We start from the raw sequence: 25066 nt of genomic DNA, 5'->3' as shown, positions 1-25066 counted from the left end.
ACAGGAGTTCCGCGGCAATGTGCCGGTGCTGTCAAGGAATGTAGGCCCCGCAAGGCCGTGAATACGCATGCAGATACGACATCAACCGACGGCGCTTACGAGTTCATCGATATATCCGCGGCCGATCAATGCGGGCACTCCGCTCGCTGGCACGGGCCTGCTCAGCAGATAGCCCTGAATATACTCGCACCCTTCGCGCCGAAGGATTTCGCGTTGTTCCGGACACTCGACGCCTTCGGCCAGCGTATCCATTCCCAGCGCCGAGGCGAGCGTGGTTATTGCGCGGATGACCGCATGTGCGTTGTTCCCCTCTTCGATCAGGTCGCGCACGAAGCTCTGGTCGATCTTGACCTTGTCGAACGGGAAACTGCGCAGATAGCTGAGCGAGGAATAGCCCGTACCGAAATCGTCCAACGCGATGCGAACACCGAGATCGCGCAAGGCATGAAGAGTGCCGAGCGTTTTCTCGACGTCGGCGATGAACACGCTTTCGGTGATTTCCAGCTCCAGCCGGTGCGGTTGCAAGCCCGATTGGGTCAGCGCCTGCAGGATTGTGGCCGAAAGGCCGGGCGTGGAGAACTGTTTGGCCGAAACGTTGATCGACACCGACAGGTCTTCGGGCCATTCGCGCGCCGAACGGCACGCCTCCCGCACGACCCATTCGCCGATCTGGAGGATCAGACCGGTTTCTTCCGCCAGCGGGATGAATTCCGCCGGGCTGATGATGCCACGCTTGGGGTGGTTCCAGCGGATAAGAGCTTCGAACCCCTCAAGCTTTTCGCGTGCCAGACTGTAGAGGGGCTGGAAATAAAGCGCGAAACCGCCATCCTTGATTGCGAGGCGCAGGTCGAGTTCCATTTCGCGACGTATACGGGCCTGCTCGTCGAGCGAGGGCTCGAAGAAGTGGAAATCCGATTTGCCACCGCGCTTGGCCCGATAGAGCGCAAGATCCGCATGCTTCAGCAGATCCACTCCGCTTTCGCCGTCGACGGGAGCGACCGCCACACCGACGCTGGCCGAGCAGTCCACCCTGTGGCCGCCAATCTCGACATGGTGGTCGAAGCAGTTCCGTATTCGCTGCGCTATCGGGAGGAGGCTTTCGTCCTTGTTCTCGATGATCTTGAGCACGGCAAATTCATCCCCACCCAACCGCGCTATCTGCGCGTCGCCGAGTTCGGTGACCAGGCGCGTAGCGACCTGGCGCAGCAGCGCGTCGCCTGCAGGATGGCCAAGCGTGTCGTTGACCACCTTGAAATCGTCGAGGTCGCAATAGGCCACAAGCACCCGATCTCCGTCCCTGCGCCGCGCGATCGCCTGGTCGAGTTGTTCGACAAAAAGCTTGCGGTTGGGCAGGTTGGTAAGCCCATCGTGCAGGCCGATATGAATGATCCGGCGCTCGCGCTCTTCGATGGCCTCGACCATGGAATTGAAGCTGCTGGCCAACCGGCCGACCTCGTCGTCGGTCTCGGCTTGCAGCACGATGTCCTCACCGCGTCCGAACTGTCTGACGGCATCGTCGAGGGCTGACAGAGGCCGGGTTATCCCGCGGGCGATGCGCCAGCCGAGCGCGACGACCAGCCCGAGCCCCAGCGTGCCGACCAATGCGATCAAGTATTTCAGCACTGCATATTCGGCAAGCGCAGCAGCGAGAGAATGGCGCAGCATCAAACGAGGGGCGAGGCTTTCCTGCAGGCTCGGCAGGACACTGACCCGGAAAAGATTTCGCGCAGGATCGCGGGCTTCGATTACGACCCCGGGCGGCTGCGAGACGGCGATCGCTGGCAGATCATCGTGAAGCCGCACTTCCGCATGAAAATCCACGGCAGCCAATTCGCCGAGACGCGTCATCGCAGCCGCGTCGAGCGGCGAAGCGAGAACAAGCCAGCCCATCAGGTCGGGCGCTTCGATCGGCGAAGCCGCGGCGAGCGCAAGCTGATCGCCAAGCAGTATCACTCCCCTGTTTTCGCCCGCATCCAGCGCAGGCCAGATGCTCTCCGCCGGTGGCAATCCACGCGCGCCATCGCCGATTATGGCACCATCGAGGTCGACGACAAAGGCAGAGCTGGCCTGCGTCCGATTGCGCAGATTGCGCAAAGCGCTCGCGAGTGTGGCTTCATCGCCTGTCGCCAGTGCCTCGCGGAAGCCGAAATCCCTTGCCAGAACATCTGTCGACCCGCGCATCTGGCGCGCGCGCATGTCTATGATCTCGTCGAAAACACGCGCGCTGGCCGCGAGGTCGCGGCTGGCACTGTTTTCTCCGAACCGTTCGATGCTCATGTTGACCAGCACCATGACGACGGCAAGCACCGCAGCGAACAGGCCGGCATAAAGCACGGCGATGCGCAGCTTCAGGGATGCGAAGCGCGGCAAGCCAATCCGGGAGAACGCCCCGGTCATCGCAGCCGCACCGCGAATTTGTGGTTTCCGGAGGCCGTGATTTGCTTCGACATCTCGCCACCCGGTGCGCGCAGGCGTGGGTGCCAGACCGTCAGCCTGGCGGCGCCCGATGGCGCGCCGATGAGCGTGACGTAGCCGTTGGCATCCGTCTTGCCGGCGAATGGGGTATCGACCACGCGGATATAGCCGCGCATAGTGTCGTGGATGTTGCAGCCCAGCGCCACTGCACCGGCGACGGAGAATGTATGGCTGCGGGTCTGGTCGCGACCGTAAAGATCGATCTCGAAGCGGGCAGGTTTGGAAAAGCTGTAGATCGAGTGCCGGACCTTGTCGAGATTCGGGAAGGCGACCGTGCTACCGCGCGCGATTACCAACGTCCCGGGTACGAATTGTTCTTCTCTTTGTGCCATCGCCGCGCGCCAGGGGAAGGCGATGCGCCCACCGCGCCAGGTCGGCGCATCCAGTTCGACCACTGCATCGCGCACGGGCACGCCGCGTTCGTCGACTACCTGGACCCGGACGGGTCCCGAGGTCGCTGCCCAGGCAATGGATACGGGCAATGCCAGAAGAACGGCAAGAACGGTGAGAATGCGCATCGACATCCCCGGTATTCTACGGAGTCAGGAGTTAAGAAAGTATCGGCACAGGGTTAACGGCTTTTCCATCATATCTTGCGATAAGCCGCACCTATGAAAACAGCGCTTTACCCGCTTGCCGCTTCCTTGACGGTATGTTCGCTCGGCTTCATGCCGGTAGCCCTTGCCGCTAAGGAAAAGGCATCTGACCAGCAGTCGATCGAACAGACGGGTGCGCCATCCGTTCCCTTCGACGAGTACAACGCAAAATTGCTGCTGACCAACGCGATCAGCGCGATCGACGGTGCCAGCGGCGGTGGGATTTCGAACTGGGCGACCATTGCAGGCCGACAGGAGACCCGCGGAATCGGGGTACAGGCACATGTCACTGCGGTGCTGCTGCCCGATTATTTCTACCAGTCGCATGGCCTCGCGGTAGGCATCGCCGATCGGGTCGAGTTCAGCTATGCGCGGCAGAACTTCGATACGCAGGATGTCGGCGCGGCGCTCGGCATCGGGCAGGGTTACAAACTCAATCAGGACATCGTCGGCGCGAAGGTCCGGCTGGTTGGCGATGTGGTCTATGGCGATGCGCTCGTGCCGCAGGTTTCGGTGGGTGCGCAGTACAAGCGCAGCCTCGACGGTGCGGTCGCCAGCGCGGTTGGCGCGGCACATGACCAAGGTGTCGATTTCACCCTCAGCGCCACCAAGCTTTTCCTCAGCCACAGCATTCTGGTCAACACCACGGCACGATTGACCAAAGCCAACCAGAACGGGCTGCTGGGCTTCGGCAGCGTTGCCGACGACAGCTACGAATTGCAGTTCGAAGGCGCCCTTGCATACCAGTTCTCCCGCCGTTTCGTCGTGGGGAGCGAATTCCGCAGCAAGCCCGACAATCTCGGGCTCGGCGAAGACGACTGGTTCGATCTTTTCGCCGCCTATGCCCCAACCGACAATTTCACCCTGACCGCCGCTTATGCCGATCTCGGTTCGATCGCCACATTTACCGGCCAGCGCGGCGCGTTCCTGCAGGCGCAGGTCGCATTCTAGGAGTAGACCGGATGTTTCTCACTGCCACCCTGCCCCTCCTGCTCATGCAACAAGCGCCCGCCGGCGATATCGACTGGGACAAGGAATTCGGCGTTGAGGAGGTCGAACGCGACCCCGTCACGGGAGAGATCCCGGTGGAGCCCTACACAAAGAGCAACGCCAATGCCGGGGCCACGCCGTTCAACAGCGACGCGATGGCCGCACATTTCGGGGGACGCGACGGCATCGAGCGCATCGCCGATCGTTTCACCGATCTGAACTTCGCCGATCCACGCATAGGCGGTATTTTTGCCGGTCACGACGAGGTCCGGTTCCGTCGCACGATCTTCGAGCAGTTCTGCTACATACTGAACGCAGGTTGTGATTATACAGGCCGCGACATGCAGAGTTCACATGCGGGACTTGGTTCCCGCAAGGCGGATCTCAACGCCATCGTCGAAAACCTCCAGCAGGCGATGCGTGAAGAAAACGTGCCCTTCGCGGCCCAGAACCGTTTTCTGTCCAAGCTCGCGCCGATGAGCGGGGATGTCATCGAACGCTAAAGGTCTGGACAGGGGCGATGGCAGTCGCCACCCCGGTCGCCAGGGTATGATTTCCATGGGCGAGAGTAGATCATGAGCGACTGGACCATCGGTATCATCGGGGGCTCGGGACTTTACGCCATCGACGCGCTCGAAGACGCGCAATGGATTCCGGTCCTCTCGCCCTGGGGTGAACCGTCCGACGAAATCCTGTGCGGCAAAATCGACCATGTGCGGGTCCGGTTCCTGCCGCGGCATGGTCGCGGGCATCGCATCGCCCCGTCGAACATCGATGCGCGTGCCAATATCGATGCACTTAAACGCGCCGGCTGCACCGATATCCTTGCCATCAGCGCGGTCGGCTCGCTGTCGGAAGAGCTTGCGCCGGGCCGGTTCGTCACGGTCGACCAATTCATCGACAATACGCGCGGTCGACGGTCGAGCTTCTTCGGTGACGGCTTCGTCGCACATGTCTCCATGGCCGATCCGGTTTGCCCGCGCCTGTCGAAACATGCCGCCAGGTCGGTCACGAAAATCGGCGGCGAATGCACCGAAGGCGCTACCTATCTTGCCATGGAGGGTCCGCAATTCTCGTCACGCGCCGAGAGCCGCCTCTATCGTCACTGGGGTGCCGAAGTGATCGGGATGACGGGCATGCCCGAGGCCAAACTCGCGCGCGAAGCGGAATTGCCTTACGCTCTGCTCGCCATGGTCACCGACTACGACAGCTGGCGGGACGACGCCGAGACGGTCGACGTCGCACAGGTGGTGGAGCAAATGCAGCGCAACTCGAAACTGGCGCGAAAGGCCGTCGAGGCTTTCTGCATGGGTCTGCCCAAGAAGCGCAATCCATCGCCTATCGATCATGCGCTGACCGATGCAGTGATCACCGCACCCGACAAGCACGACAAAGCATTGCTGGCCAAACTCGATGCGGTCGCCGGTCGGCTGCTGCGGCAGGGATGAACGAGACCTGCGATCTCCTCGTCATTGGCGGCGGGATCAATGGCGCGGGCATCGCGCGCGACGCGGCCGGCCGCGGCCTGAAGGTCATGCTGGTCGAAAAGGACGACCTGGGGTCCCATACTTCATCGGCGAGTACCAAGCTGGTCCACGGGGGCCTGCGCTATCTCGAACACTACGAATTCCGTCTCGTCGCGGAATCGCTGCGCGAACGCGAAGTGCTGCTGCGCAATGCACCGCACATCATCTGGCCGCTGCGCTTCGTGATGCCGCACGAACCGAGCATGCGGCCCAAATGGATGCTGCGGCTCGGCCTTGCGCTCTACGACCGGATCGGCGGCAGGATGAGCCTGCCGAAGAGCAAGGGTATCGACCTGCGTATCGCCCCGCATCGCGGCATTCTGCAGGACCGATTGAAATCGGGATTCGAGTATTCGGATTGCTGGGTGGAGGATGCCCGGCTGGTCGTGCTGACGGCAAAGGATGCCGAAGAACACGGCGCCGCAGTGCAGGTGCGCACCGAATGCACGGCGCTTGAGCGCGGGAGGCAAGCCTGGGGCGCCACACTCCGCGACGAATCCGGAGAGCGCACGGTAACGGCCCGCGCGGTCGTCAATGCCGCGGGACCGTTCGTCGACCAGGTGGCAAAGCGTGCCCTGGGTCAGGGAACGCCCGCGCATCTGCGGTTGGTCAAGGGCAGCCACATCATCGTTTCGCGCCGTTTTCCCGGCGGGCATGCCTATATCTTCCAGCAGCCCGATGGCCGCATCGTCTTCGCCATTCCCTACGAGCGCGACTTCACCCTGATCGGCACCACCGACCTGCTCTACGATGGCGATCTCGATGCAGTTTGGATCACGCCGGAAGAAATTGCCTATCTGTGCGAAGCCGCCTCGCGCTATTTCGCCAGCGCCGTCACCGCAGACGAAATCGTCTCGACCTATTCCGGCGTGCGCCCGCTCTACGAAGACAATGCGGCGAAAAATTCGACCGTAACGCGCGACTATGTCTTCGAGCTGGATGCCGAAGGCGGCGCGCCGATCCTGTCGGTCTATGGCGGCAAGATCACGACCTATCGCAAGCTTGCCGAGCACGCGCTGGAAAAGCTGGGGAAGGTGTTCGACGTGCCGGGCAAGACATGGACCGCCCATGCCCACTTGCCCGGAGGCGACATGCCGGAAGGCGATTTCGCCGCCTTCCTGTGGCGCGCCAGCGAACGCTACGCATGGATACCTCCGGAAATGCTGCTGCGGCTCGCCCGTGCCTATGGCACCCGGCTGGATGCGGTGATTGGCAACGCCGATTCCCTGGACGGACTGGGTCCGCATATGGGCGGAAATCTGTACGAGGCGGAACTGCGCTACCTCGTCGATGCGGAATACGCGCGCGCTGTCGAAGACGTACTGTGGCGCCGCAGCAAACTCGGCCTGCACCTGCCCGCAAATGCGAAGCAGGCGGTCGCAGACTGGTTCGCCGCCCAGTCCTGATCGGACGTTACGGAACAAGCGCGTTTCACAAAGCTTGAAAGGGAAAGACCTCGGGTCCAAGGGGCCTGAATCAACCCTCCTTTTCTTCGGAGTCGTATGGCCCTGCACGATCCTGCCCGCCTGTCCCCCATCTCTCGTCAAGCCGTTCGCGAAGCCTATCGCGCGGAAGAGAATGCCTGCATCGTCGAACGCATGGCCCAGGCGGCAGGCGCAAGTGCCAAACACGCAAATGCGGCACGCATCGCCATCCGGTTGATCGAGGACGCGCGCAAGCGCAAGGCCAGCGGGATCGACGCCTTCCTGCAGCAATACGGCCTCGCCACAGAGGAAGGTGTGGCGCTGATGTGTCTCGCCGAAGCACTGTTGCGCGTGCCCGATGCGGCGACCGCCGATGCGCTGATCCGCGACAAGATCGGCGATATCGACTGGGCCGAACATATGGGCGAAAGCTCGTCCACCTTCGTCAATGCGGCGACCTTCTCGCTGATGCTGACGGGTGAAGTGCTGGAACGGCCCGAAGAGGCGCAAAAGGGCATGCGCCGCTCGCTCAAGAGCGCGGTCAACCGCCTGGGCGAGCCGGTCATCCGCAAGGCGACCTTGCAGGCCATGCGCATCCTGGGCGGCCAGTTCGTTTACGGGCGCACGATCGATGAATCGCTGAAGCGCGCCGCACCCGAACGCGCGCGCGGCTTGTCGCACAGCTTCGACATGCTGGGCGAAGCGGCGATGACCTATGACGATGCCGAACGCTACCGTGTCAACTATCACAAGGCGATCGACCGGCTCGTGCGCGAGGCGACGGGCGATGTGCGCACCTCGCCCGGCATCTCGGTCAAGCTGTCGGCCCTGCATCCGAAATACACCTATCTTCACGCCGATCTTGCGATCGCGGATCTGCTCCCCATCGTCCGCGATCTCGCCACGGCGGCGCGCGACGCGAATATCCATTTCACCATCGATGCCGAAGAAGCCGACCGGCTCGAACTGTCGATGGATCTGATCGAGGCGCTGGCCCGCGACGACAGCCTGTTCGCCCGGCCCGATGGCAGCCGCTGGGAAGGCTTCGGCCTCGCCGTTCAAGCCTATCAGAAGCGCGGAGCGCCGATGATCGATTGGGTGGCCCGGCTGGCCCGCAAACACGATCGCAAGTTCTTCGTCCGTCTGGTGAAGGGCGCCTACTGGGATACCGAAATCAAGCTCAGCCATGTCGGCGGGTACAAGGATTTCCCGGTCTTCACGCGCAAGCTGGCCACCGATGTCAGCTACCTCGCCTGCGCGGAGAAGATGCTTGCGGCGGACGATGTCATCTATCCCGCCTTCGCCACGCACAACGCCTATACGATCGGCGCGATCAAGGCGCTGGCTGGAAACAAGCCGCTCGAGTTCCAGCGCCTCCACGGCATGGGCGAGGACGTCTATGGCGCGCTCGCGCAGATGGAGGGCGACAAGCGCACCAATGTGCGCATTTACGCGCCGACCGGCACGCACAAGGATCTGCTCGCCTATCTCGTGCGCCGCCTGCTCGAGAACGGGGCCAACAGCTCCTTCGTCAATCGCATGGCCGATGCCGACGTGCCCGCGCGCGAGCTGGCGACCGACCCGGTTGCGGATCTCGCCGCGCTCGAGCCCTACCGCAATCCGACGATTCCGCTTCCCACCGATATCTTCCCCGACCGTCGCAATTCGGCCGGGATCGACCTGTCCGATCCGCTGGTACTCGAGCCCTTGCTGGAACGCCTCGAGGTGCTCGAAAGCCGACACTGGGATGCCGAGCCGACCTTCAAGTCCGGCGCCCAGGGCGAAATTGCGCCGATCAACAAGCCTCACGATCTGTCCGCGGAAGTCGGCACCCGGCGCGACGCGCTCGATTTCGAGGTCGAAGAAGCGATCACGCGCGCCGAAGCGATCCAGCCCGGCTGGGATCGGCTCGGCGGCGAGAAGCGTGCACTGCTGCTGGAGGCGGCCGCCGACCTGTTCGAGGAACATACGGACGAATTTCTCAGCCTGTGTCAGCGGGAAGCAGGCAAGACCCTGCTCGACGCGGTGCTCGAACTGCGCGAGGCGGTCGACTTCCTGCGCTTCTACGCCAATGAGGCACGGCGGCAGTTCACCGCCCCGATCCCGTTGCCCGGCCCAACGGGCGAAGAAAACCGCCTGAGCCTGCACGGGCGCGGCGTCTTCGCCTGCATTTCCCCCTGGAACTTCCCGTTGGCGATCTTCATCGGCACCCCCGCCGCGGCGCTGGCAGCCGGCAACACCGTGGTCGCCAAGCCCGCCGAACAGACCCCGCTGATCGCCGCGCTTGCGGTGCGGTTGTGCCACGAGGCAGGCATTCCCGAAGAAGCCTTCCAACTGCTTCCCGGTGCGGGCGATGTGGGCGAATTCATTACCTCGGACCCGCGCATTGCGGGTGTCGCCTTCACCGGTTCGACGCAGACCGCGCAGGCGATCAATCGAAGTCTGGCCGCCCGGGACGGACCGATCGCCACGCTGATCGCCGAAACCGGTGGCCAGAACGCGATGGTCGTCGATTCCACCGCCCTGCCCGAACAGGTGACGCGCGATGTCGTCGCCTCGGCCTTCCAGAGTGCCGGCCAGCGCTGTTCGGCGCTGCGTGTGCTGTACATTCAGGACGATGTTTACGACGACATGCTGCGCATGATCCGCGGCGGTTTCGAAGCCTTGACCATCGGCAATCCCGAACATCTTGCCACCGATGTCGGCCCGGTCATCGATCCGGATGCCAAGTCCTCGCTCGAACGCCACGTCGCCCGCCGCAAAAAGGGCGGCCGTCCCGTATGGCGCCGCCGCCTGCATCGCGGCGCCAATGCCGGATGCTTCGTCGCGCCGACGATTATCGAAATGGATTCGATCCTCGACCTCAAGCGCGAGAATTTCGGCCCCGTTCTGCATGTCGTCCGCTATCGCGCCGCCGATCTTGGGCGCGTGGTCGAGGACATCAACGCCACCGGCTTCGGCCTGACTCTCGGCCTCCATAGCCGGAACGACGATACGCGCGCCTTTGTGGAAGCGCGGGCGAAGGTCGGCAATTTCTACGTCAACCGCAACCAGATCGGCGCGGTGGTCGAAAGCCAGCCCTTCGGCGGCGAAGGGCTTTCGGGCACCGGCCCCAAGGCAGGCGGCCCGCACTATGTCGCCCGCTTCGCGACCGAACGCGTGGTGTGCATCGACACGACCGCTGCCGGCGGCAACGCAACGCTGCTCGCGAGCTAAAGGGCGGATAAATCACCCGGGCCGCTTGCCCCCGTGGCGCGGCTCGGGAATCGTTACGCTATGGCGATTCTTTCGGATAAGTGGATCCGCGACAAGGCGATGAATGAGGGGATAATCGAGCCCTTCGTCGAGGCGCAGCGTCGCGAAGGGGTGATCAGCTACGGGCTGTCGAGCTATGGTTACGACGCGCGCGTGGCGCCCGAGTTCAAGATCTTCACCAATGTCGACAGCGCGGTGGTCGATCCGAAAGACTTCGCATCGAACAGCTTCGTCGATCGCGAAACCGATATCTGCGTTATTCCGCCCAACAGCTTCGCGCTGGCGCGCACGGTCGAATATTTCCGCGTTCCCGAGGACGTGCTGGTCATCTGCCTCGGCAAGAGCACCTATGCGCGCTGCGGTATCATAGTGAACGTCACCCCGCTCGAACCGGGCTGGGAAGGGCACGTGACGCTGGAGTTCTCGAATACGACACCGCTGCCTGCGAAGATCTACGCCAATGAAGGCGCGTGCCAGTTCCTGTTCCTCCAAGGCAACGAACGCTGCGAGACGAGCTACAAGGACCGCGCGGGCAAATATATGGGCCAGCGCGGGGTCACCCTGCCGCGGCTTTGAAGAAGCCGCCCTGACGCTACGTCTTTGACTCTCCCCTGCGCCGCGCGCATTCAGTCGGGCAAAGGAGAGTTGAGCATGGCTACCCGCGAATTCGATATCATCGTCTATGGCGCCACCGGCTATACCGGCCGCCTTGTCGCGGAGCATTTCGTGCGCGAATACGGCAACGCGGCGAACGGTCCGACATGGGCCATGGCAGGCCGCAGCAGAGACAAGCTCGAAGCCGTGCGAGACGAGATCGGCGCACCCGCGTCGACTCCGCTCGTGGTCGCCGATGCGGACGATCCGGCTAGTCTCGAGGCGATGTGCAACCGCACCAGAGTTGTGCTGACGACGGTCGGTCCATACCAGCTCTATGGCGATGCACTGGTCGCCGCCTGCGTGAAAACGGGCACGGACTATGCCGATCTGTGCGGGGAACCGGCATGGATGCGAGAGCAGATCGATCGGCATCACGATACAGCGCAGGAATCGGGCGCGCGGATCACTTTCTCCAGCGGCTTCGATTCCATCCCGTTCGATCTCGGCGTTCTCATGCTGCAGCAGGAAGCGATCGCGCGTCATGGATCGCCCGCACCACGCATCAAGGGTCGTGTCCGCGCCATGCAGGGGACGTTCTCGGGCGGCACGGCCGCCAGCCTCACCGCGACGATGAAAGCCGCTGCCAGGAACCCCGGAATCATCAAGGTCCTCAACGACCCCTTCGGCCTGACGCCGGGTTTCACAGGCCCCGATCAGCCTTCGGGCATGATCCCGCGCTATGAGGACGAACTGGGCAAATGGTCCGCGCCCTTCATCATGGCGACGATCAACACGAAAAACGTTCACCGCACGAACTTCCTGCGCGACCACCCTTATGGTGAGGACTTTCGTTACGACGAAATGATGCTCACCAGCCCCGGCGAAGCGGGCAAGGCAGCCGCCAATGCGGTGGTCGACATGCTCAAGAACCCCTTCGGCGCCAAACCGCCCAAGCCGGGCGAGGGACCGAGCAAGGAAGAGCGCGAGAACGGCTTTTACGACGTGCTGTTCGTCGGCGAATGGCCCGATGGCAAGCGGCTGCATTATGGCGTTAAGGGCAAATACGACCCGGGTTATGGCTCGACCAGCCGGATGCTGGCCGAAACCGGTATGGCGCTGCTGGACAGCGAAGCGAAAGGCGGTGTCGGAACGCCCGGCTCATTCCTTGGCGAAGCGCTGGTCGTGCGCCTGCGGGACCATGCCGAGCTGAGTTTCGCGGTCGAAGACTAGGGAACTTCCGGAAGGCAGGCGAATTCGAAAGCAGATAACGGGGAGAAAAATCAATGGCTACCATCGCAGCGCTGATCGGGCGCATATTGCTTGGCGCTCTGTTCGTCTTCGCGGGGCTCGGCAAGGTCATGGACCCGGCCGGAACCGCCGCATACATGGAAGCTGAGTCGCCCTTCCCCGGTAGCCTCGCCCTCGCTGTCGGCGTGTTCGAGATCCTTGCCGGACTGGTGCTGGCAAGCGGTTTCATGACCCGCATCGCGAGTGCGGCGTTGATCGTCTTCACGGCGCTCGCGACGGTTTTCTTCCATGAGAAGGTTACCGACCAGGTCCAGGCGGTGATGGCGCTCAAGAACCTTGCCGTAATCGGGGGGCTGCTGATGGTCTTCGCCTATGGGCAGGTGCGGGGTCAGGTCGGGCTATGGCGCGAGCGTGACCGTGCTCACGACGCCGAAGTCAAAGCGGCGCGCGCCGAAAGAAAAGCGGAAGCGGCCACCGCCACCGCCGTCCCCGACGACCGGCCTACCCGACCGGGCTGAACCGACCGGGGCCGGCGTCGGACCCTTGGAGCCACGCGAGCTGCAAAGTCGGCTCAAAATTCCATCGAGTGCGGCGATATGGTCTATGTCGCGATATCTCCCGGAGTGGTTCCGATGTTCTGCCGCAAGACGACGATGGAAGATCAAAATTCTTGCATTTGAATGATATTTCTCTATATCTTCCATTTGAAAGGAGTGGCGATGACTACCAGACCTTTGGAAACACAGGCCGACGATGGAAATGTGCTGACTGCCGCCGTCGCGCGGATCGCCGAGTTCTGGGGTTTCACAAATCATAAACTCGGGGCGATCCTGGGTGTATCCGAGGCGACCGCTTCGCGGCTGCGATCAGGCAAGGCCGAACTCGATCCGGCGAGCAAATCGTTCGAGGCCGCGCAGTTCCTGCTGAGGCTGTTCCGTTCGCTCGATGCCCTGCTCGGCAGTGACGACATGTCGGCACGGGCCTGGCTCACGACAGGCAATCTCGATCTCGATGCGCGCCCAATCGATCTCATCGACAGTTTCAGGGGTCTCATCACCGTGTGCGACTATGTGGACGCCCACCGCGCTCGCGTCTGAATTCCGCCGCTACCGCCGGACCGTATGGCGCGTGGTCGAGGCACAGCACCGGATATCCACCAACCGCCTTACCTCCGACCTTGGCGAACAGAAGCGGCTGGAGGAATTGGCCGATGCAGCCAAGCCGGATCTCCCGAAGGCCGCCCATGGATTGCACTATCTGCTCGCATCGCCCTTTCGCTATGGTCACACGGTCGCCAGCCGGTTTCGCCGCGCCAACGAACGGCCCGGCATCTTCTATGCGAGCGAGAGCGAGCGGACGGCGATATTCGAAACCGCCTATTGGCGACTCAGGTTCTTCAGCCGCTCCCCCGGCTTCGTTCCCGGCAACCGCACCAGCGAGCATCTGAGTTTTTCCGTACCCGTGTCCCTGACCAGGCTTGTCGACACGACACGCCCTCCCCTCGACAAGGACGTTACACGCTGGACCGACCCCGATAACTATTCCGATTGCCAAGCCTTGGCAGCAGCCGTCCGCGAGGCACAGGGCCAGGCCATACGCGCTGCATCCGCACGCGATAGCCGTGGCATCAACCTCGCCCTGCTCGATCCCGCCGGTTTCGCCAAACCGGAACCCGATCACGGCCGCAACTGGCATTTGCGTCACGAGACAGACAGGCTGACCGCCATCGCGGCATTCCCGCATGGCGAGGTGTTTGCATTCACGCCCAGCCAGTTCGGCATTTCGCAAAACACCTGAGTTGGCCGGCCATCAGCCGAGGGGGCAAGGCTCGCGATCTCCAGACATCGCTGTCCCGTGGCTCGTTCGCGCCCGTGACCCTGGACGCCAAGAGCCTGAAGAGAATGCCTGCAAAAAGCAGGGCAAACCGGGGCGTTCCGCCTGACTTGGCGGGGAGGAACAATTCGCCCCTCCCCGCCGCATTGATCAGAAGCGAAGGCCCAGGCCGACGAGAACCTGATGGCGATCGCTCTGGACATCGATCGACGTCTCTTCTTCCTCGTCGAGAAGATAGGAGTCGCTCCCGAAATCGGTGTAGACGTATTCGAGCTTGGCATAGATGCTCGAGCTGATACCGATTTCAGCGCCCGCGCCCAGATGATAGCCGTCGCGCTTGTCGGAAAAGGCGGCGATTTCGCCCGGTTCCTCATCGTCATTGTCCGTGAGGTCGGGATCGTAGGTCAGGTCGAGTTTGCCGTTCGAATACCCGCCCTTCGCGTAGATGAGCGAATTGTTACCGATCGGCACGCCTGCGCGTACACCCACCGTGAAGGTACGGCCGAGTTCGGCGCAGGCAAGTTCGTCTTCGACCAGTTCGGAGCAGATGTTGCTATCCGACAGGTCGAGGCCGCCGTAAGCCCCGACAACGAAGCCATCCCCGATCTGCATGTCGTAACCGATCTCGACGCCGTACGCGGCGCCATCGTCGTCGTCATTGCCGACAAGGAACTCGTCGCCCGTCTCGTCTTCGTCGTCTTCCGGATTGGGGAGCACGGTCTCGGCGTCCGCCTTTTCCCACCCGAGGCGCCCCTCGATGCGGAAGCCCGACACATCCTGTGCCTGAGCGGAGGTGCTGGCCAGCGCCATGGCTGCAGCACCGATCAAGAAAATCGCTTTCATTGTTTTTCCTTTCGTGAAACTCGGAGGCGCGAGGAATGCAATCGCGAGTTGCCCGACTTGCCCGGACCGCTTGCGAGACAGCCTTCGACTGCCGCCTCGACCAAGAGACAGAGTCCTCGTGCGATTGCCTTGATCGCGACCTCTTGCGCGTCGATGGAACGGTTCGTACCTGTCGCGGCAGCGCCGAGCAGACTGCCTCGTTGTCTTGGGTTCAGCGGTCGCGGTCCACCCGGTCCGCGGCGGTCGCGAGAGAATCGCAATGTAAGAAAGTGACGATGCCGTGACTGACAATCCGGACGATGGACTGCAGGCCGTCTTCCTAGCCAACCGGCAGTCGCTCCTGCGATTCCTCGTGGCGCGTGGCGCCGGGGACGATGCCGAAGACATCTTGCAGGACGTATGGCTGAGGATTGCACGCAAACCGCCCGGCCCGGTCGGCGCGCCGATGCCCTATCTCTACCGCGCGGCCAATATGGTCATGATCGACCGTTATCGTTCGGCCAGGCAATCGGCTACGCGCGAACAGGAATGGACCGAGGCCACTTCCGGACCCGTGCCGGGCATTTCCGACAGCCCTTCAGTCGAACGCCTGATCGCCGGCCAGCAACTTGCCCGGAAGGTCGAGCACGCGCTTGCGGAATTTCCGGAACGTGCCGTGAGAGTTTTTCGCCGAAGCCGCATAGACGGTATCGCCCAGCGCGCAATCGCCGAGGAATTCGGCATCAGCATCAGTACTGTCGAAGGCGATTTGCGCAGCATTTACCGGGTTCTCGCCGAACTGAGGGAGCGGCTCGATGAGGAATGACTGCAAGGACTCCGTCTATATGGCAGGAGTGAAAATCAATGACGCTTGATCGCAACATTCTCGATGAGGCTGCCGCCTGGGCGGTCAGGACGTCCGAGCCCGGGTTCGAGGATTGGCCCGGCTTCACCGACTGGCTCGAACGCGCGCCCGAGCACGCGGCCGCCTACGATCATGTCATGCTTGCTGTGGAAGATGGCGCTGCCATGCTGGAAGCTGACCCTGCGAACGACATCGACGAGGCAGGCCCCGTCCTCTGGCGCCGCTGGTTCGCGCCTGCCTTTGCCGCGTGCCTTGCACTGGTAGCGGCCGTGTGGGTCTGGCAGGCGAACGATGCGGCCTCCGTTTATCGGACCGTCCCGGGCGAGACGCGTCAGATTGCGCTGGGAGACGGGAGCGTGATCGTCATGGCTGGCGACACGGAATTGATCGTCGACCCGGACCGGGACCGCTACGCCCGGTTGGAGCGCGGACGTGCCCTGTTCGAAATCCGCCATGACGACCTGAACCCGTTCCGGGTCGATGTCGGCCGCGCCACGCTTGTCGATGCCGGGACGGTTTTCGATGTCAGCATCCGGCGATCCGAAGTCGGTGTAGGTGTGTCCGAAGGGGCGGTAATCTATAACCCGGCAAAGCAGAATGCCCGGATCGAGCCCGGCCAGATTCTTACTTTCGACAAAGCCAGTGCCGCTTACGATCTGGCAGACATACCCCTGGATCAGGTCGGCGAATGGCGCGAGGGACGCCTCACTTTCCTCGGGTCTCCCCTCTCGGACGTGGCTGCCGACATCGCGCAGGCAAGCGGGATCGACTACCGGGCTTCCGAGACCAGTGGCGAGCGCCCTATTTCCGGGAGCATCGCGATCGAACCCCTTCGCGCTGATCCCGCTTCACTGGGTCCCCTGCTCGGCGTGACAGTCGAGCGTCGGGGCGAAACCTGGATCCTTGCTTCTCGCTGACCATGCGTCACGCTCCCTATGCCCTCGTTGCCTTGGCGGCCAGTCTTCCGGCACAAGCCGAAGCACGCGACCGATCGCTCGATATATCTCCGGGTACCGTCGCGGAATCGGCTATCGCCATTGCGCGGCAGACCGGCACGAGCATCGTGGTAAGCGACCCGGCAATTGCTCGGCGGCGGGCGCCCCGGATACGCGGACGCATGAGTGCCAGCGAGGCCGTCCGGCGCTTGGCCGACAGCGTCGGTGCCAGGGCGATTGCCATCGACAATTCATCCTGGCGTCTCGAGCCGCAGCTGCGCAGGACTGCACGATCCGCGCGCGCAGCCGGAACGCCAGCCTCCCAGCCCAGGCCGGCCGCTTCGCAGCCTCCGCCTCCGGCACCCGCCGCAGAAATCGTCGTCGTCGCCAGCAAACGCGATACGACATTGGAAGATCTTCCGGCGCAGGTGTCGATTGTCGATGGCAAGGAACTGGCCCTTGGCGGCATCGGCGGGACTGAAAAGATTACCCAGAGGATTGCGACCGTTTCTTCGACCTATCTCGGAAGCGGGCGCAACAAGCTCTTCATTCGCGGGATTGCCGATTCCAGTTTCACAGGGCCGACCCAGGCAACTGTCGGCCAGTATCTCGACGACATGCGCCTGAGCTACAATGCGCCCGATCCAGACCTTAGGCTCTCGGATCTCGAGCGCGTCGAAGTTCTGGAAGGGCCCCAGGGTACACTTTACGGCGCGGGATCGCTTGGCGGAATTATCCGGCTTGTTCCCAATAGTCCGGAGTTGGATCGTCAGGAATTTCGTGCCTCGGCTGGCGGTGCACTGACCCAGCACGGCGCGGGAAGCGCGGATGCAAGCGCAACTGCCAACGTCCCCCTTGCCGCAGAGAGGGCCGCGCTTCGTATCACCCTCGATGCCGTGAGCGAAGGGGGGTATATCGACAAGCCCGTTCTGGGCAGCGAGAACGTGAACCGGACAAGAATTCTGGCGGGCCGCGCGATAGCCCGGCTCGAACTCGCGCCGCAATGGACCCTGGATGCAATCGGTCTCGCACAGTCCACCCATGCTTCGGACAGCCAGTATGCCGCGCGCGAGGGGGATCGTTACGAGAGCGCAGCACAGGTGCGTGAAGGCTCGGATGCCGACTATCTTCACGGGCAACTCGTTCTGGCCGGACGGATCGGCCCGCTGAAACTGCGCTCTACGACCGGTATTGCCAGGCAGGAACTCGAAGAGCGCTACGATGCCACGATGCCCGATGCCGAGGACCGTATCTTCATACAGCGAAACGATACGCGCATGCTCACACACGAGACGCGAGTCTGGCTTCCGCTGGATGAGCGCCGGTTTGGTTGGCTCGCCGGGGTGAGTCTGATCGACAATCGGACGCAACTCAACCGATCCCTCGAACGGGGGAGGGAGCGGTCCGCCGCGACCGGCGTGCTCAACACCATCACGGAAGCGACGCTCTACGGCGAGGGCTCCTATCGGCTCCGCGATAACCTGATCGCAACCGTTGGCGCTCGCTTAACCTATGCACGACTGGGGGGGAGCGCCGAAGACGTACCCCTAGCCCTGACGATTGAGCGCGCCGCCGTCACGGCGAGCCGGGACCAGTCAGCGATCCTGCCCTCCGCTTCGCTACTCGCCTCGCTCAGTCCCGTAACCAGCCTCTATGCCCGCTACCAGGAGGGCTTCCGCCCGGGCGGGCTGGCAATCGAGGGCGAATTCGTCCGGCGTTTCTGCGAAGACCACGCGCGGACGCTGGAATTCGGGGCTCGGCACGGCAGAGCCGGTATCGATACCTTCGATCTGGCTCTCAACCTGTCATATACTCGCTGGAGCGACATCCAGGCCGATTTCATCGACGATCTCGGGCTTCCGAGCACAGCCAATATCGGCGACGGGCGTGTCTGGACCATCAGCGCGTCGGGCGGGGCGTTCCTGACCGACGATCTGCGCCTGACCGGCGGCGCGACCCTCAACCGGAGCCGGATCGACGAACCCGTTACGCTCTCCTTCAGCCGTATAACCCACGTTCCCAACATTGCGGAATTCTCTGGGCGTCTGGGACTGGAGTATTCGCGTCACCTCGGAAGCGGACTCGATCTCGACGGCCGCGTCTGGGCAAGTTACATTGGCAAGTCGCGACTTGGAATCGGCCCCGAACTCGGCGACCTGCAGGGCGATTATCTCGACAGCGGACTGCTCGTGCGCGTCAGTAACGATCGGATAGGCGGGACTCTCTCGATTACGAACCTTGCAGATTCCGAAGGCAATCGCTTTGCGCTCGGCACGCCCTTTGCCGTGGTGCGCGAACAGGTGACACCGCTGCGCCCGCGGACAATTCGGATCGGGGTCGATTTCACCTTCTGAACGGTGCGCCGGCGGAGTTTTCGACGAGGCACCCCATTTTTTCCAAGGCATCCGGCCGATGTCTCCGTCCTCCCTGCATCAGACGGAGGATTTCACATGTATCGTTACCTGCTAGCCGGGACCGCCCTGGCGACCCTGGCCGTTCCGCTCGCCGCGCAGACGCTCGTCGAGGACAGGCGGACCCAGCCGATCCGCACTTCCGGGTTGAAGGGCGGAGCCGGAGACGCGGTCAAGGTGACCGACAAGGGCTCGATCGAGCTCACCGCCGGTTCGGCGATTACCGTCGATAGCGATCACGATACAGTCAACGACGGTAAGATCGCGGTCACCAACGCGAATGGAGCGAGCGGCATCGAGGTGGTCGGTGACCGTCAGGCAGATATCGTCAATTCGGGTACGATCACCATCGACGAAACCTATATTCCCGAAGATTTCGACAACGACGAGGACCTCGACGGTCCTTTCGCAGTCGGGCGCGACCGGGCAGCGATCCGGGTGCGCGGCAACCTTGTCGGCGATATCCGCCATACCGGTACGATCGCCGTGGAGGGCGACGACTCTGCCGGGATATCCGTGGCCGGCCTGCTCGACGGCGATCTGGTTCACGATGGCAAGACCAGCGTCGTCGGAGACAACAGCGTGGGTGTGGAGGTCGGCGACGTGACCGGCAATGTCAGGCTCGCCGGGTCCATTACGGCGGTCGGGGAAGGCTCTTCTGCTGCGCATCTGGGTGGCGATATCGACGGCGCGCTTGTGATCCAGGGCAACATTGCTGCGACGGGATATCGTTACACTACTCCTCCCGCCGACCCTTCCAAGCTCGACGAGGACGATCTGCTCCAGGGCGGCAGCGCGCTGATCATCGAGGGCGATGTGGCGAAAGGTGTCTACTTCGCGATCGCCCCCAAAGATGCGGACAAGGATAATCCCGATGAAGACAAGGACGGGATCGAGGATGCAAAGGAAGGCAGCGCCAAGGTCGTTTCCTACGGTGCTGCACCCGCCGTGGTTATCGGTGCGGAGGATCGCGATATCGCGATTGGCGCGGTTCCGGCCACCGGGTCGGGTTTCGGCCTGATTATCGATGGCAGCATAGCAGGACACGGGGTCTACGAGGGCGTCGATGGCAACGGCATGGCGATTGGTGGACGCGGCGGTGCCGTTACGATTGAGAAGGGCATCTCGGTAGCCGGGTCGATCGAGGCAACGTCTAAAGACGCCAATGCGACCGCCCTGCGGCTCGGGGCAGGCGCCTCGACCGGCGAGTTACGCGTCTCCGGCGGTATTTCGGCCGTGACCGGCAAGGACGCGGATAGCCGCGCGACTGCCATAGCCATCGATCAGGGGGCCAGCCTTCCCTACCTGCGCAACAGTGGCACGATCAAGGCCGCAGCGGGCGGCGAGGATGGCGCCGCGATCGCCATTGTCGACCAAAGCGGTACGCTGCGCCTCGTGGAAAACAGCGGCAAGATCATCGCTACCGGCGCCAAAGCGGGATCGGGGCGCAACATCGCCATCGACCTGTCGAGCGTGACGTCGGGTGCGACAGTCAAGCAGACAGCGGTGGGTTCGGGTGTCGATGCACCCGTAATCGAAGGCGATATCCGGTTTGGAACGGGCAACGACGTCCTCGAGCTTGCCGACGGCAAGGCGACGAGCCATGTGACTTTCGGCTCGGGTCAGGATCGGCTCATCATATCCAGGGACGCAATTTTCTCCGGACGGGTGGACTTCGGCGGCCAGGCGGATGAACTGGCGATGTCGGGAACATCTTCCTTTAGTGGAGAGGCGGACTTTGGCGGAGGCGCCGCCTCGGTCACTTTTGCCGACAAGGCCTCCTTCACCGGTCGATTCATCGACAGCCAGAACGTTGCTGTCGCACTCGAAGGCGGCACGCTCGACCTCGCTTCGCCCACCACAATCGCCTCGCTCGAAGTAGGCGCCAAGGGGGTGATCGTCGCAACCCTGAGCAAGAAGGAGGACGAGGGCAGCGCCCTTACGGTCAGCGGCGATGCCAGCTTCGAGAAAGGCGCCAAACTCAAGTTGCGCGTTACCGATATTGCCGATGCCGAAGGTACCTATACCGTCATCCGCGCGGGAAGCCTGACGGGTGCCGACGACTTGGCAAGCGACACTACGCTCGTTCCGTTCATGTACGAGGCGGCTCTCGCAATCGATGAGACGGCGGGGCTGGTGAACGTCGACATCGAGCGCAAGGCCGCGAAGGATCTGGGGCTCAACGCCGCGCAGACGGCGGCCTACGATTCGCTTTATACCGCCTTGGCCGATGACGAGGATATCGCCGGCGTATTCCTCGGCATAACCGATGGCGCGTTGTTCCAGGCAACGGTAGGACAGGCGCTGCCCGATCATGCCGGCGGTGCCTTCGAGGGCCTCAGCCAGGGCATGCGTACCTTCGCCCGGCGGCTCGCCGACGGCGACGGTCCGATCGAGGCGACGGGCAAGTTGAGATTTACGTTCGAGGGTGCCGGTTGGGGTTCTTCCAAGGACCAGCAGGACAGCGCCAGCTACGATCTCGACGGACTGGGATTTTCGGCCGGCGCCGAACTCTTGACCGGCATAGGGCGGGTAGGCGCTAGCGCAACCTGGCTGTGGAACCGTTACGATAGCGGTTCGGAAAACAGTGTGCTCTCGAACACCTATGAGGCTGCACTCTACTGGCGCGGTGACTGGGGCGCCTTTTCTTCCTTCGCACGCGGTTCCTACGGCTTCAGCGATTTCGAAGGCTCGCGCCGTTTTATCGGCATGAACGGCGACGAGACAATCGACCGCCTGATCGAGCGGGACTGGTCGGGCAATGTCGCCTCCTTTATCGCCGGTGCGTCGGTCGAAGGCGGTTCGCAGTACTTCTTTATCCGTCCTTCGGTGATCGTGGATTACATTCGGCTCAGCGAAGACGGCTACGAGGAAACCGGTGGCGGCGAGGCTCTCGATCTGGCCATCGAAGACCGTTCGAGCGATGAGCTCGGTCTCAACCTCGCCACGGCGCTTGGCTTCGACCTCTTCGGCATGAGCCGCGGAGACGATATCTGGATGCGCCTCGAGGCAGAAGGTGGCTGGCGCGAAATTCTCGCTGGCGAACTTGGCGGCACGACCGCGCGTTTCGGCGATGACGAGAGCTTCACCCTGCTGCCCGACCAGCGGTCGAGCGGATGGTTTGCGCGCCTACGCGGCCAGGGTGGAGACGAATTCTATACGGTGAGCGGGGAGCTCTCTGTCGAGGAGCACAACGACAAGGTCGGATACGCTTTGCGGGCTTCGCTGAATCTCACGCTCTAGATACCGCTGGATCGAATAGGGTCCGATCGGCCAGTTCCTCCCCCAACCCCTTGGACCGATCGGATTCTTGGCCCGGGCGCCCCTGAAGGCGTCCGGGCCTTTCTTTCTGTGCAACGACATGTGCTTCCGTTTCGAGTGGCAATGCCTAGGCAGGCAAAGTGCCGAGTGCGTTTGCCGGGCAAGAGCACCGTCCAGCAGGCCCTGATGTGTTCCGGAGCGCGTTGGTCAACATCCCGCGATATATGAGCTTCCCGCCTAGGGGCGTGAGCACGGAGAGTATCAGCGTGGCCAGCCCGATCACCAGCCAGCGGCGGGCGTAACCTGACACCGAACGCGCTCAAGGACCACGGCTAACCGTATATCGCCGATTCTCAATTTCTGGAAAACAAGAGGTCCGTAAACCCTTGAGATAATGGAGCGGGCGAGGCGATTCGAACGCCCGACCCCAACCTTGGCAAGGTTGTGCTCTACCCCTGAGCTACGCCCGCTCACTGGCGTTCTTGGAAACCTTGCGGCTCCGATGGGGAGGCGGCCAACTAGCAGCGGCCCGGAAAAGCCGCAAGCCGAAACTTACAGAATTTTTGCAGCCCTTGCAGATGGGCATACGCTCCTTCACATTTGGCGCCCAATGCCCACATGGGGCTGACCGGATTTTGTGATCGAAAGGTGGATTTACGTGGCGAGCATGGGCCTGAGCATGGATGAACAGAAAGCGGTCGAACGCTTCAAGACCGACGTCGTCGAACCATCGATGACCAAGCTCGTGATCCTCGATTTCCACGCCGACTGGTGCGGCCCGTGCAAGGCTCTCGCCCCGATGCTGGAGAAGGTCGCCGCCGAATATGCCGACAAAGGCGTGGTGCTGAAGAAGATCGATGTCGACGAGGAAAAGTTCATTGCTGCGCAGTTTCAGGTGCAGTCGATCCCCACGGTCTATGCGCTGTTCCAGGGCCAACCGGTAGCCGACCTGACGAATGCGCGCAGCGAAACGCAAATGAAGCAAACGCTGGACCAGATCCTCGCGCAATTGCCCGTCGAGGCCGGAGCAGAACAGAGCCCCCAGCCTGAACAGGACGTCTCGCAGTTCGTGACCATGGCCGAACAAATCCTGGCCGAAGGCGATGCGGAGCGCGCGGCCGGCATTTTCGATCAGGTCGTCCAGATGGCGCCGAACGATGCGGCGGCACATGTCGGTCTTGTCCGCGCGTTGGTGCAGGCCGGGCATGTGGAACAGGCACAGGCCGCGCTCGCGGCGGCCGAAACCAATCCAGCCATCGCCACCGACCCGCAGATCGAGCAGGCCAGGAGCGCACTTGAACTGGCCGGCAACAAGGTCGACGATAGCGAACTGGCCGCGCTGAAGGAGCAAGCAGCCAGCGGCGACATGCAGGCGCGATATGACTATGCCGAAGCAGCCTTTGCCGCTGGCCAGCGCGATGCCGCAGCAGAGGAACTGCTCGCCATGTTCGAAGCTGATCGCGAGTGGAACGAGGGCGCCCCCAAGGCCAAGCTGCTGCAAATCTTCGAGGCTGTCGGTCTCGAGGATCCGTGGGTCGTCGCCACCCGCCGCCGCCTGTCCAGGCTCCTCTTCGGATAGGTCGAGACTTGAGCATCCGCCTGTCCATATTTCCTTTGCCCGGCGCGATCCTGTTCCCCGGACTGCAACTGCCGTTGCACATTTTCGAGCGACGCTATCGCGACCTCGTCGGCAGCGCGCTCGCGAAGGATCGGCTGATCGGCATGATCCAGCCGCATAAGTCGAAAGATGGCGCTCCGCTGTATGGGATCGGCTGCCTGGGGCGGATCGGCGATGTCGAGGCGCTGGAAGATGGGCGATACAATATCGTGCTCGATGGCGAGGCTCGCTTTCGCGTTCTGCGCGAGCTGGATGTCACCACCTCCTTCCGGCAGGTGGAAGCCGAGTTGATCGACGACCCGCAGGATGAAGTCCTGTCCAGCGTCGAGCGCGCCGGCTTCGAATTCGAGGCGCGGCGCTTCGCCGACATGCAGGGCTATTCGGTCGATTGGGAATCGGTCGCCCGGCTCGACGACGAAACTCTGATCAACGGCGTCGCCCAGATCGCGCCGTTCGATGCAGCCAGCAAGCAGGCGCTCTTGGAAGCTCCGAACCTGGCCGAGCGCTGCGAACTGATGGTGCAGCTGATGCAGTTCTTCGCCCTGCGCGACGACGGGGACGAAATCGTTACGCTACAGTAGCGGAGACCAGCCCGAAACTGTTGCGCAGACCGTCGATCACATATTGTGCGGCAAGCGCCGCCAGCAGCACACCCAGAACCCGCGTAATGGCCGCTTCCACCTTGTCGCCAAAAAGGCGCATGATCGGGCCTGCCGCCATCAGCGCCAGCATGGTGATGATCAGCACCGCAAGCAGAGCACCGAGCACGACGAAAGTCTGCTCCAGCCCCTGCGCTTCGTTCATCAACAGCATGATTGCCGCAATCGCCCCCGGTCCGGCGAGCATCGGTATCGCCATGGGAAACACCGAGACGTCCTCGACCTCCGGCGTGGCAGCGACCTTCTCCGCCCGTTCTTCGCGCCGCTGGGTCCGTTTCTCGAAGACCATCTCGAAGGCGATCCAGAACAGCATCAGACCGCCGGCGATCCGGAAGCTGTCGAGCTCGATATGCAGTGCGCCGAGCAGATCCTCGCCGAACAGCGCGAACACCAGCAGGATCAAGAGGGCGATCGCGCAGGCGCGGATCGCCATGATCCGGCGCTGGGCGCTCGTCGCTCCATTCGTCAGTCCGGCATAGATCGGCGCACAGCCCGGCGGATCGATCACCACGAACAGCGTGATGAAGGCGGAAATGAACAGGGCCGTCATC

20 protein-coding genes and 1 tRNA gene are annotated in these 25066 nt (G+C 62.8%); 16 read left to right on the top strand and 5 right to left on the bottom strand.

Annotated features, from left to right (window positions below; translation table 11 throughout):
- Positions 1-81: 81 nt before the first annotated feature.
- On the bottom strand, positions 82-2397 hold the full coding sequence (locus K3174_RS05405; RefSeq protein ID WP_221556430.1) for a putative bifunctional diguanylate cyclase/phosphodiesterase: 2316 nt from the start codon (positions 2395-2397) through the stop codon (positions 82-84).
- The gene (locus tag K3174_RS05400; protein WP_247711887.1) at positions 2394-2993 is read right to left on the bottom strand and encodes a cupredoxin domain-containing protein; all 600 of its coding nucleotides are present in this window, start codon (positions 2991-2993) and stop codon (positions 2394-2396) included. The genes K3174_RS05405 and K3174_RS05400 overlap by 4 nt, the downstream gene beginning before the upstream one ends.
- A gap of 150 nt (positions 2994-3143) precedes the next feature.
- Between K3174_RS05400 and K3174_RS05395 the strand changes: the two genes are divergently transcribed.
- From K3174_RS05395 to K3174_RS05350, 10 genes are all read left to right on the top strand, one after another.
- On the top strand, positions 3144-4022 hold the full coding sequence (locus K3174_RS05395; RefSeq protein ID WP_221556426.1) for a DUF3034 family protein: 879 nt from the start codon (positions 3144-3146) through the stop codon (positions 4020-4022).
- A gap of 11 nt (positions 4023-4033) precedes the next feature.
- Positions 4034-4564, top strand: coding sequence for a group I truncated hemoglobin (locus K3174_RS05390; protein WP_221556424.1), 531 nt, complete (start codon positions 4034-4036; stop codon positions 4562-4564).
- Positions 4565-4636: 72 nt separating this feature from the next.
- Positions 4637-5509 (top strand): S-methyl-5'-thioadenosine phosphorylase, encoded by an 873-nt coding sequence (gene mtnP / locus K3174_RS05385; protein WP_221556422.1) that lies wholly within the window; start codon positions 4637-4639, stop codon positions 5507-5509.
- Positions 5506-6993, top strand: coding sequence for a glycerol-3-phosphate dehydrogenase (gene glpD, locus K3174_RS05380; protein ID WP_221556420.1), 1488 nt, complete (start codon positions 5506-5508; stop codon positions 6991-6993). Before mtnP ends, glpD begins: the two co-directional genes overlap by 4 nt.
- 96 nt (positions 6994-7089) lie before the next feature.
- Positions 7090-10227: a bifunctional proline dehydrogenase/L-glutamate gamma-semialdehyde dehydrogenase PutA gene (gene putA, locus K3174_RS05375; RefSeq protein WP_221556418.1), complete on the top strand. Its 3138-nt coding sequence runs from the start codon at positions 7090-7092 to the stop codon at positions 10225-10227.
- A gap of 60 nt (positions 10228-10287) precedes the next feature.
- Positions 10288-10842, top strand: coding sequence for a dCTP deaminase (dcd, locus tag K3174_RS05370; protein WP_221556416.1), 555 nt, complete (start codon positions 10288-10290; stop codon positions 10840-10842).
- 75 nt (positions 10843-10917) lie between these two features.
- A complete protein-coding gene (locus K3174_RS05365) occupies positions 10918-12093 on the top strand; it encodes a saccharopine dehydrogenase family protein (RefSeq protein ID WP_221556414.1) in 1176 nt (391 codons plus the stop codon).
- Between the two features lie 53 nt (positions 12094-12146).
- A complete protein-coding gene (locus tag K3174_RS05360; protein WP_221556412.1) occupies positions 12147-12629 on the top strand; it encodes a DoxX family protein in 483 nt (160 codons plus the stop codon).
- 201 nt (positions 12630-12830) lie between these two features.
- Entirely contained in the window at positions 12831-13208 is a 378-nt protein-coding gene (locus K3174_RS05355) for an MbcA/ParS/Xre antitoxin family protein (RefSeq protein ID WP_221556410.1), read from the top strand.
- The gene (locus tag K3174_RS05350) at positions 13180-13908 is read left to right on the top strand and encodes an RES family NAD+ phosphorylase (RefSeq protein ID WP_221556408.1); all 729 of its coding nucleotides are present in this window, start codon (positions 13180-13182) and stop codon (positions 13906-13908) included. Before K3174_RS05355 ends, K3174_RS05350 begins: the two co-directional genes overlap by 29 nt.
- Positions 13909-14094: 186 nt before the next feature.
- On the opposite strand, the gene K3174_RS05345 is transcribed toward K3174_RS05350, so the two are convergent.
- Complete coding sequence (locus tag K3174_RS05345) at positions 14095-14787, bottom strand: outer membrane protein (protein ID WP_221556406.1); 693 nt, start codon at positions 14785-14787, stop codon at positions 14095-14097.
- Between the two features lie 280 nt (positions 14788-15067).
- Between K3174_RS05345 and K3174_RS05340 the strand changes: the two genes are divergently transcribed.
- From K3174_RS05340 to K3174_RS05325, 4 genes are all read left to right on the top strand, one after another.
- A complete protein-coding gene (locus K3174_RS05340; RefSeq protein WP_221556404.1) occupies positions 15068-15592 on the top strand; it encodes an RNA polymerase sigma factor in 525 nt (174 codons plus the stop codon).
- A gap of 38 nt (positions 15593-15630) precedes the next feature.
- Complete coding sequence (locus K3174_RS05335) at positions 15631-16548, top strand: FecR family protein (RefSeq protein ID WP_221556402.1); 918 nt, start codon at positions 15631-15633, stop codon at positions 16546-16548.
- 2 nt (positions 16549-16550) lie between these two features.
- Positions 16551-18920 carry a TonB-dependent receptor gene (locus K3174_RS05330; RefSeq protein WP_221556401.1) on the top strand — a complete coding sequence of 790 codons (2370 nt, stop codon included), beginning with the start codon at positions 16551-16553 and terminating at the stop codon, positions 18918-18920.
- A gap of 96 nt (positions 18921-19016) precedes the next feature.
- Complete coding sequence (locus K3174_RS05325; RefSeq protein WP_221556399.1) at positions 19017-22220, top strand: autotransporter family protein; 3204 nt, start codon at positions 19017-19019, stop codon at positions 22218-22220.
- 413 nt (positions 22221-22633) lie between these two features.
- Here the strand turns inward: K3174_RS05325 and K3174_RS05320 are convergent.
- Positions 22634-22708: transfer RNA gene (locus K3174_RS05320), tRNA-Gly, on the bottom strand.
- A gap of 197 nt (positions 22709-22905) precedes the next feature.
- On the opposite strand from K3174_RS05320, the gene K3174_RS05315 reads away from it, so the two are divergent.
- Both K3174_RS05315 and K3174_RS05310 read left to right on the top strand, forming a co-directional pair.
- Positions 22906-23817 (top strand): tetratricopeptide repeat protein, encoded by a 912-nt coding sequence (locus tag K3174_RS05315; protein WP_221556621.1) that lies wholly within the window; start codon positions 22906-22908, stop codon positions 23815-23817.
- A gap of 14 nt (positions 23818-23831) precedes the next feature.
- On the top strand, positions 23832-24437 hold the full coding sequence (locus K3174_RS05310) for an LON peptidase substrate-binding domain-containing protein (protein ID WP_221556618.1): 606 nt from the start codon (positions 23832-23834) through the stop codon (positions 24435-24437).
- Here the strand turns inward: K3174_RS05310 and K3174_RS05305 are convergent.
- Positions 24424-25065, bottom strand: coding sequence for a MarC family protein (locus K3174_RS05305; RefSeq protein WP_221556397.1), 642 nt, complete (start codon positions 25063-25065; stop codon positions 24424-24426). The two genes, K3174_RS05310 and K3174_RS05305, sit on opposite strands and share 14 nt — an antisense overlap.
- Position 25066: the final 1 nt, after the last annotated feature.

Source organism: Qipengyuania qiaonensis, assembly GCF_019711515.1.
Lineage (GTDB): Bacteria > Pseudomonadota > Alphaproteobacteria > Sphingomonadales > Sphingomonadaceae > Qipengyuania > Qipengyuania qiaonensis.
Note: the sequence above shows the minus strand (reverse complement) of the source record. Positions and strands in the feature narration are given on the sequence as shown.

What these genes read in the sequence shown, in the direction of transcription:
- K3174_RS05330 (WP_221556401.1), top strand. Translation starts at nt 16,551, where the DNA reads ATGCGTCACGCTCCCTATGCCCTCGTTGCCTTGGCGGCCAGTCTTCCG.
- K3174_RS05395 (WP_221556426.1), top strand. Translation starts at nt 3,144, where the DNA reads ATGCCGGTAGCCCTTGCCGCTAAGGAAAAGGCATCTGACCAGCAGTCG.
- K3174_RS05345 (WP_221556406.1), bottom strand. Translation starts at nt 14,787, where the DNA reads ATGAAAGCGATTTTCTTGATCGGTGCTGCAGCCATGGCGCTGGCCAGC.
- glpD (WP_221556420.1), top strand. Translation starts at nt 5,506, where the DNA reads ATGAACGAGACCTGCGATCTCCTCGTCATTGGCGGCGGGATCAATGGC.
- K3174_RS05335 (WP_221556402.1), top strand. Translation starts at nt 15,631, where the DNA reads ATGACGCTTGATCGCAACATTCTCGATGAGGCTGCCGCCTGGGCGGTC.
- K3174_RS05305 (WP_221556397.1), bottom strand. Translation starts at nt 25,065, where the DNA reads ATGACGGCCCTGTTCATTTCCGCCTTCATCACGCTGTTCGTGGTGATC.
- K3174_RS05400 (WP_247711887.1), bottom strand. Translation starts at nt 2,993, where the DNA reads ATGCGCATTCTCACCGTTCTTGCCGTTCTTCTGGCATTGCCCGTATCC.
- K3174_RS05365 (WP_221556414.1), top strand. Translation starts at nt 10,918, where the DNA reads ATGGCTACCCGCGAATTCGATATCATCGTCTATGGCGCCACCGGCTAT.
- K3174_RS05405 (WP_221556430.1), bottom strand. Translation starts at nt 2,397, where the DNA reads ATGACCGGGGCGTTCTCCCGGATTGGCTTGCCGCGCTTCGCATCCCTG.
- putA (WP_221556418.1), top strand. Translation starts at nt 7,090, where the DNA reads ATGGCCCTGCACGATCCTGCCCGCCTGTCCCCCATCTCTCGTCAAGCC.
- K3174_RS05325 (WP_221556399.1), top strand. Translation starts at nt 19,017, where the DNA reads ATGTATCGTTACCTGCTAGCCGGGACCGCCCTGGCGACCCTGGCCGTT.
- dcd (WP_221556416.1), top strand. Translation starts at nt 10,288, where the DNA reads ATGGCGATTCTTTCGGATAAGTGGATCCGCGACAAGGCGATGAATGAG.
- K3174_RS05390 (WP_221556424.1), top strand. Translation starts at nt 4,034, where the DNA reads ATGTTTCTCACTGCCACCCTGCCCCTCCTGCTCATGCAACAAGCGCCC.
- K3174_RS05355 (WP_221556410.1), top strand. Translation starts at nt 12,831, where the DNA reads ATGACTACCAGACCTTTGGAAACACAGGCCGACGATGGAAATGTGCTG.
- K3174_RS05360 (WP_221556412.1), top strand. Translation starts at nt 12,147, where the DNA reads ATGGCTACCATCGCAGCGCTGATCGGGCGCATATTGCTTGGCGCTCTG.
- K3174_RS05350 (WP_221556408.1), top strand. Translation starts at nt 13,180, where the DNA reads ATGTGGACGCCCACCGCGCTCGCGTCTGAATTCCGCCGCTACCGCCGG.
- K3174_RS05315 (WP_221556621.1), top strand. Translation starts at nt 22,906, where the DNA reads ATGGGCCTGAGCATGGATGAACAGAAAGCGGTCGAACGCTTCAAGACC.
- mtnP (WP_221556422.1), top strand. Translation starts at nt 4,637, where the DNA reads ATGAGCGACTGGACCATCGGTATCATCGGGGGCTCGGGACTTTACGCC.